The organism is Sphingobacterium sp. UBA5670, assembly GCF_002420705.1.
In the GTDB taxonomy this organism is placed as follows: domain Bacteria; phylum Bacteroidota; class Bacteroidia; order Sphingobacteriales; family Sphingobacteriaceae; genus Sphingobacterium.
Map to the genome: position 1 here is coordinate 21,721 of NZ_DIIM01000023.1, position 6,452 is coordinate 28,172.

At 38.9% G+C, this 6,452-nt stretch carries 6 protein-coding genes; 4 read left to right on the forward strand and 2 right to left on the reverse strand.

Annotated features, from left to right (window positions below; translation table 11 throughout):
* The first annotated feature begins 25 nt into the window (after nt 1-25).
* Genes guaA through B3C94_RS21015 form a run of 3 tightly spaced genes read left to right on the forward strand, consistent with a single transcriptional unit; the run spans nt 26 to nt 3,999 of the window.
* Entirely contained in the window at nt 26-1,576 is a 1,551-nt protein-coding gene (guaA, locus tag B3C94_RS21005) for a glutamine-hydrolyzing GMP synthase (protein ID WP_293907420.1), read from the forward strand.
* A complete protein-coding gene (locus B3C94_RS21010) occupies nt 1,533-2,816 on the forward strand; it encodes an ABC transporter substrate-binding protein (protein WP_293907422.1) in 1,284 nt (427 codons plus the stop codon). The genes guaA and B3C94_RS21010 overlap by 44 nt, the downstream gene beginning before the upstream one ends.
* A 7-nt stretch (nt 2,817-2,823) precedes the next feature.
* Nucleotides 2,824-3,999 (forward strand): RsmB/NOP family class I SAM-dependent RNA methyltransferase, encoded by a 1,176-nt coding sequence (locus tag B3C94_RS21015; protein WP_293907424.1) that lies wholly within the window; start codon nt 2,824-2,826, stop codon nt 3,997-3,999.
* Between the two features lie 211 nt (nt 4,000-4,210).
* On the opposite strand, the gene B3C94_RS21020 is transcribed toward B3C94_RS21015, so the two are convergent.
* On the reverse strand, nt 4,211-4,684 hold the full coding sequence (locus B3C94_RS21020; RefSeq protein WP_293907426.1) for a universal stress protein: 474 nt from the start codon (nt 4,682-4,684) through the stop codon (nt 4,211-4,213).
* 73 nt (nt 4,685-4,757) lie between these two features.
* Between B3C94_RS21020 and B3C94_RS21025 the strand changes: the two genes are divergently transcribed.
* Complete coding sequence (locus tag B3C94_RS21025) at nt 4,758-5,531, forward strand: C40 family peptidase (protein WP_293907428.1); 774 nt, start codon at nt 4,758-4,760, stop codon at nt 5,529-5,531.
* 66 nt (nt 5,532-5,597) lie between these two features.
* On the opposite strand, the gene B3C94_RS21030 is transcribed toward B3C94_RS21025, so the two are convergent.
* Nucleotides 5,598-6,185 carry an outer membrane beta-barrel protein gene (locus B3C94_RS21030; protein WP_293907442.1) on the reverse strand — a complete coding sequence of 196 codons (588 nt, stop codon included), beginning with the start codon at nt 6,183-6,185 and terminating at the stop codon, nt 5,598-5,600.
* Nucleotides 6,186-6,452 lie beyond the last annotated feature (267 nt).

Below are 6,452 nucleotides of genomic sequence, written 5' to 3' on the forward strand. Positions count from 1 at the left end.
CATTCGTAATACTTACCTTTGCAGCATGCCAGAAAAAATTATAATTCTAGACTTCGGGTCTCAATACACACAGTTGATTGCTCGCCGTGTCAGAGAACTAAATGTGTATTGTGAGATACACCCGTTTAATAAATTGCCAGATTTTGATGACTCTGTAAAAGGGGTAATCTTTTCAGGCAGTCCTTATTCCGTTAGACAAGAAGATGCACCGCAGATTGATTTTGTCGCTATTCAGGATCGTTTCCCACTTTTAGGAGTTTGTTATGGGGCACAATACATTGCTCAAAAATCGGGCGGTGAAGTGTTACCTTCTGAAATTCGCGAATATGGACGTGCAAATCTGCAGTTTGTCAATAGCGAGAATGAATTATTGGCAGGAGTACCGATTCAATCGCAGGTATGGATGTCGCATGGAGACACCATTAAAGAAGTGCCAGCAAATTTTGAAATTATTGCAAGTACGGATAAAGTTCGCGTAGCCGCTTATCAGGTTAAAGGTACACGTACTTATGGTATACAATTCCATCCGGAAGTAACACATAGTACTGATGGAGCTATTCTGTTGAAAAACTTCGTTGTCAACATTTGTGACTGTGCACAGGATTGGACACCTGACGCATTCGTTGAAACAACTGTAGCTTCATTGAAGGATCAATTGGGTGATGACCATGTGATCATGGCGTTATCTGGAGGAGTAGATTCTACAGTAGCGGCAGTATTATTGCATCACGCCATTGGAAAAAAATTACATTGTATTTTCGTCGATCATGGTCTGCTTCGCAAAGATGAATACGAGCAAGTACTGGATTCTTACAAAAATATGGGGCTAAATATTAAAGGAATAAATGCAAAAGATTTATTCTATGGTAGATTAGCTGGTGTTTCTGAGCCGGAAGAGAAACGTAAAATAATTGGTAATTCGTTTATCGATGTTTTTGATGAGGCAGCGAAAGAAATTCAAAAGGAATTACCTGAAGGAATTGAAGCAAAATGGTTAGGACAAGGAACAATTTATCCAGATATTATCGAGTCAGTTTCTGTTAAAGGGCCTTCAGCGACAATCAAATCGCATCACAATGTAGGTGGCTTACCTGATTTCATGAAATTGAAAGTTGTAGAGCCGCTTAAAACATTGTTTAAAGATGAAGTAAGAAGAGTAGGAAAGGCTTTGGAAGTGGATCAAGCTATTTTAGGCAGACATCCATTCCCTGGACCGGGCTTGGCAATTCGTATATTGGGTGATATTACACCTGAGCGTGTGCGTATTGTACAGGAGGCGGATGCAATCTTTATCAATAATCTGAAAGAAGCTGGCTGGTACGATAAGGTATGGCAAGCTGGTACAATTTTCTTGCCAGTACGTTCTGTAGGCGTAATGGGTGACGAACGTACTTACGAGCACGTTGTTAGCTTACGCGCAGTTGGATCTCTTGATGGAATGACTGCGGATTGGATACATTTACCATATGACCTGTTGGCAAAAATTTCAAATGAAATTATCAACCATGTGAAAGGAATAAACAGAGTTGTATATGATATCAGTTCAAAACCGCCCGCTACAATTGAGTGGGAATAAAATATGGGTTGCGGCACTCGTAGCATTATGCCTTGCGAGTTGTACAACCAAAAAAAGTACAGTATTACGTTCGCCTTCCTCTGGTCAAGGCGAACAGCATACTGCTGTGACGAAACCATCCGTTGATAAAGAAAAGACCATTGCTAAAGTGGGCGATATCCAGGACGTCAATGGTCATGCTGTCAAAAATAACCGAATAGCACTACTATTGCCATTCGAGTTAAGTGGTATTGCCAGTACGATTACAAAAGAAGATGTAGAACGTTCTTCCTTGGCGCTCGATTTTTATCAGGGCTTTCAGCTAGGTCTTGACAAACTTGCCAAAGAGGGTGCTTTATTTGATTTGCAAGTTATCGATTCGAGAGACAATGTTGCTTACAACGCGACTTTAGGGACTTCAGCCAATGTCAAGGATGCTGTGCTTGTAGTCGGTCCTGTATATCCACGTGAGATCAAAAGCTTCGGACAGACATTTGTGAATAAAAATGTCTTACAAGTTTCCCCTTTAGCTGCAACTATGGCTTCTGAATTTAGTTTACCTAATCTGGTTTCTATAACACCGTCTATCCGGACGCATGGGGAAACATTAGCGAAATATATTGCTGGTCAGTATTATTCTGGAGATCAAATATTGATATACGATGCCGGTGACGATGAAAGTAAACAGTTTTTGGTTAATTTTGCAAGTGAAATTACGAAAGCTAATGCGCAGGCAAAAGTAAAAACCGTTATGAGCGTCAACGAGCTTAATAACAGTCTCGTGTTAACAGGAACCAATCATGTTGTCTCCGGAACGGCCAATAAGAATCTAGTGAAAGCGCTGCTGGATGCGATGGATGAACGCTTTTTGAACCCAGGTAATCAGTTTAAATTATATGGGCATCCAAATATGGCTAAACTTTCTTTTGAAAATTTCGAAAACATGGATTTTTATGGACTGACAATCACCTCTTCTAATTTAGTGGATGAGACTGATAGTGATGCAAAAAAATTTATCGGAAACTATAAATCGGCGTACAAAGTGGATCCATCTGAATTTTCTTATAAAGGTTATGATGCGGGAATGTATTTTGGTCGATTAATTCATAAATATGGAGTTGACTATGTCAGCCGAATGACGCAAGAGAAGTTTTCGGGATTGAATAGCGATTACAAATTTGAATTCTATCCGAAATGGGGTTATGCCAATCGGGCCCTTGGAATTATGGTATATCACAACAAAAAATTTGAAAGAAAATAATCTTTGAATGGCTGAATTCAGTGAAAGACGTGTTCATCAGCAAATACGTAATTTTGAACGCGCAATGGATGGTTTTGAAGCGGATCAGCCATTTTCGCGCTATCTGACTACTTTTTTTAAGGTGAACAAGCAAATGGGGTCTTCCGACCGGAAGTCTACTTCCCGTTTATGCTACAATTATTTTCGTCTAGGAATGGCGGCTTCGCAATTGTCGCAGCAGCGTAGGTTGGTGCTTGCTGAGTTTCTATGTGAACAGGAAAGCCCATTGGTAGCTCTTCTTGAACCTTCATATGGTGATAAACTCAACCTGCCACTGAAAGATAAAATTGCATTCTTGGAGTCTGAAGGTTTTTTTAAACTGAAAGACGTCTTTCCATTTACCGATCATGTTTCTGAAGAGGTCGATTTGGCGCCGTTTTTGGAAAGTCAGTTAATTCAACCCCTTTTATATATCCGGGTGAAACGCGGTAAAACAAAAGTCGTGTGTGCTATCCTGGATGATAGCCAGATTCCCTACAACCTTATCGGAGAGCAGACTATTGCGTTGAACAATGGGACTTCATTACAGCGATTTGAATCATTGGAAGGAATTTTTGAAGTACAGGATCTTTCTTCACAACGTACGTTGGATTATATGCAGCCGCTTGAAAAAGAATCCTGGTGGGATGCATGTGCGGCCTCGGGAGGTAAATCGCTCTTATTAATGGACAGTTGCCCTTCTGTCAATCTTTTGGTTTCCGACGTGCGGATGAGTATTCTGCGAAATCTCGATGAACGTTTTGACCGGGCGGGAATAAAACATTACCGAAAAAAAATCCTTGATCTCACAAAAGATACTTTTCAGCTTCTTGGAAGTGAGCGATTTGATGGTGTGCTATTGGATGCACCATGTACTGGATCGGGAACCTGGGGGCGTACACCGGAAATGGTCAGACAGTTTCGGACCCATAAGATTGCCGAGTTCAATGCGCTGCAAAAAAATATTGTCAGTAATGTGGTTGGACACGTGAAAATAGGAAAGCCATTGATTTATATCACTTGTTCTATTTTTAAAGCAGAAAATGAGGATGTCGTCCAATACATTGTAGATAATTTTGGCTTTGAAGTAGAGCGCATGGATTATTTGAAAGGTTATCAGGAAAAAGCGGATAGCATGTTTGTGGCACGACTGATTAAAAAGTAATTTTTGCATTTCGTTTTCTGAAAGGCTATTTTTTCTTAACGGAAAAAATAGCCTTCTTTATGAATATGGATAGTTTATTACGTTTGTAACCTATTTTTCTATTAAATCAAGGAATTCTTTCTGATTTATTATCCAATGCAATTCAGTCTTATAGCGAACGGTAGCTTTTATTTGGGATGATCTCGTTCGCCTTGGATTAAACCGATCTATATCATTCACATTTACTGGGGACAACAAGTACAGGACAGGTCGCTTTGCGGATGACAGATTCAGATACGGAGCCAGAAATGAAATGGTCAAAACCAGTACGGCCATTCGTACCCATGATGATCAGATCCGCAGACCACTCATGCGATGCTGCAAGAATTTCTTCTTTAATGGATCCGATCCGGTTAAAAAGATATACTTCGCCTGATCCAGTAAATTCGCGACTTATTTTCTCAAGATATTTTTGTGCATTATCCTGTTCCATTTCAGATACCTCTGGCACGATGATGGGTTGCTGGCCTAATAGCGGGTCTGCGCCAAAGTTGGCGGGAGAAGTAGGAGGAATAACAGTGACAAGGGCTACAGAGGCTCCAAATACCTGAGCCATATCTTTTGCATACTGTATTGCCTTTTCTGAGCATGGTTCGTCGTCTACAGCAACGAGTATTCTTTTGAATTTTGAATTTGTATTCTCCATATCTACTATAATTAATTTATCTTCGTCATATAATATATAATCATAGTTTTGACGATTTTGTTTTGTTTAGCGCATGAAATATGGTATTTGTACACTAGCTCTCGTTCCGTTACGTTTAGAACAGGCACACCGTAGTGAGATGGTTTCTCAGGTGTTGTTTGGGGAACTTTTTGAGATTCTTGATGAACAGGCCGATTGGACATCAATACGTTTATTGGAAACTGACTATTTGGGTTGGATACAAAACGGACAGTTTCAAAAGTTTGATAATTTGGATATGCAGCAATATCTTTCCGGAAAACTAATTTTAGTTGGAAGGGAGGGAGGCATACTTTTAAATGATACGGATCGATTTCAACTTTGTCATGGTACGAAGCTTTATTTGACAGCGGAAAATACAGTGGATTTTCCGCTATTAAGACTAACTTATCAAGGTGGTTTTAATCCTTTTTCCAAAAATCAGTTTGAAACCGAGGTGGCGCAACTGGCATTGAGTTATAAGAATACACCTTATTTATGGGGCGGGCGTTCACAATGGGGGATTGATTGTTCGGGTTTTTCCCAGTTGATTTATAGTTGCTTTGGTATTTCCTTGCCGCGCGACGCTTATCAGCAGGCAGAGATGGGAGAGATTGTGGATTTTATTTCAGAAATACAGGTAGGGGACTTGGCTTTTTTTGATAACGCCGATGGCAGGATTACACATGTTGGGATCATGCTGGATCGCGATACGATTATCCATGCCTCAGCGAAAGTCCGTATTGACCGGATGGATACGGAAGGTATTTTTAATGCTGAACTGAATCGTTACTCACATAAACTCCGTATTATTAAACGATACCTTTGATACTCGAGGAAATAAAAAAAGGCTATAAGTAATTATAGCCTTTTCTAGTGTTAAACTCCTTATCGACTAGAAGTGGAATTGTACGCCCAAAGTTGGTGCTAAAGAGTTTACATTCAAACCGAATGTGTTTACTGCAACGTCATTAGTTTTGTCTTTATTGTAGTTGTAGTATAAACCTCTAACTTTTAATTCGATGCCGATTTTGCTTGTTGGGAAGTAAGCTAAACCTGGAGCCAATTCAACACCATATGATTCGAATTTATTTTTTGACTCTACGTTATTTACTTCAGTTGTGGTTGTACCCCATGCCATTGGAACTGACAATTGAGCAAAGAATCTTACAGGTCCATTTGCAGAGTATTTTCTTGCGAAAGGAGATACCTGGAAAGCATCGTTTTTAACGCTATTATTTTTATCTGCTTCAGTTTTTCCCCAGTTATAACCAATACCAGTTCCGACCGCAAAGTTGTCGCTTACAAAGTAACCTACTGTCGGGTTGATAGAGAATGAATTGTTTTTATGGTCTGTATCTTTAATTTTAGAAGTTTCGAAGCCAATTTGGCCACCAACCATGATTTTCCCTTGTTCAGTTTGAGCTTTTGCTGCTATTGTTAAACCTGCAATGGCAGTTAATGTAAGTAAAACTTTTTTCATGTCTTTTTTATTTAATAGTTTGTTTCAATATGTCAGTAATTACTTCCTGACTTTTTAAATTTGTTAGTCAAATATCGAAATCTTATTTTAATTATTTGTCACTAGATTGTCTAGATGTTTTGTTATAATCGTAAATAATAGTGGTTCAATTGATTAAAATTTAGTGTTTTTTTATTTTTATAGATTTTATTTAACGATAATGATATTGGTTTGACTTTTTGTTTTTTATTGTCAATTTTAAGTAAGGATACAAAAAAAAGCCATTTG

Coding starts and splice junctions, on each gene's coding strand:
- guaA (WP_293907420.1), top strand. CDS start 26: ATGCCAGAAAAAATTATAATTCTAGACTTCGGGTCTCAATACACACAG.
- B3C94_RS21010 (WP_293907422.1), top strand. CDS start 1,533: ATGATATCAGTTCAAAACCGCCCGCTACAATTGAGTGGGAATAAAATA.
- B3C94_RS21015 (WP_293907424.1), top strand. CDS start 2,824: ATGGCTGAATTCAGTGAAAGACGTGTTCATCAGCAAATACGTAATTTT.
- B3C94_RS21020 (WP_293907426.1), bottom strand. CDS start 4,684: ATGGAGAATACAAATTCAAAATTCAAAAGAATACTCGTTGCTGTAGAC.
- B3C94_RS21025 (WP_293907428.1), top strand. CDS start 4,758: ATGAAATATGGTATTTGTACACTAGCTCTCGTTCCGTTACGTTTAGAA.
- B3C94_RS21030 (WP_293907442.1), bottom strand. CDS start 6,185: ATGAAAAAAGTTTTACTTACATTAACTGCCATTGCAGGTTTAACAATA.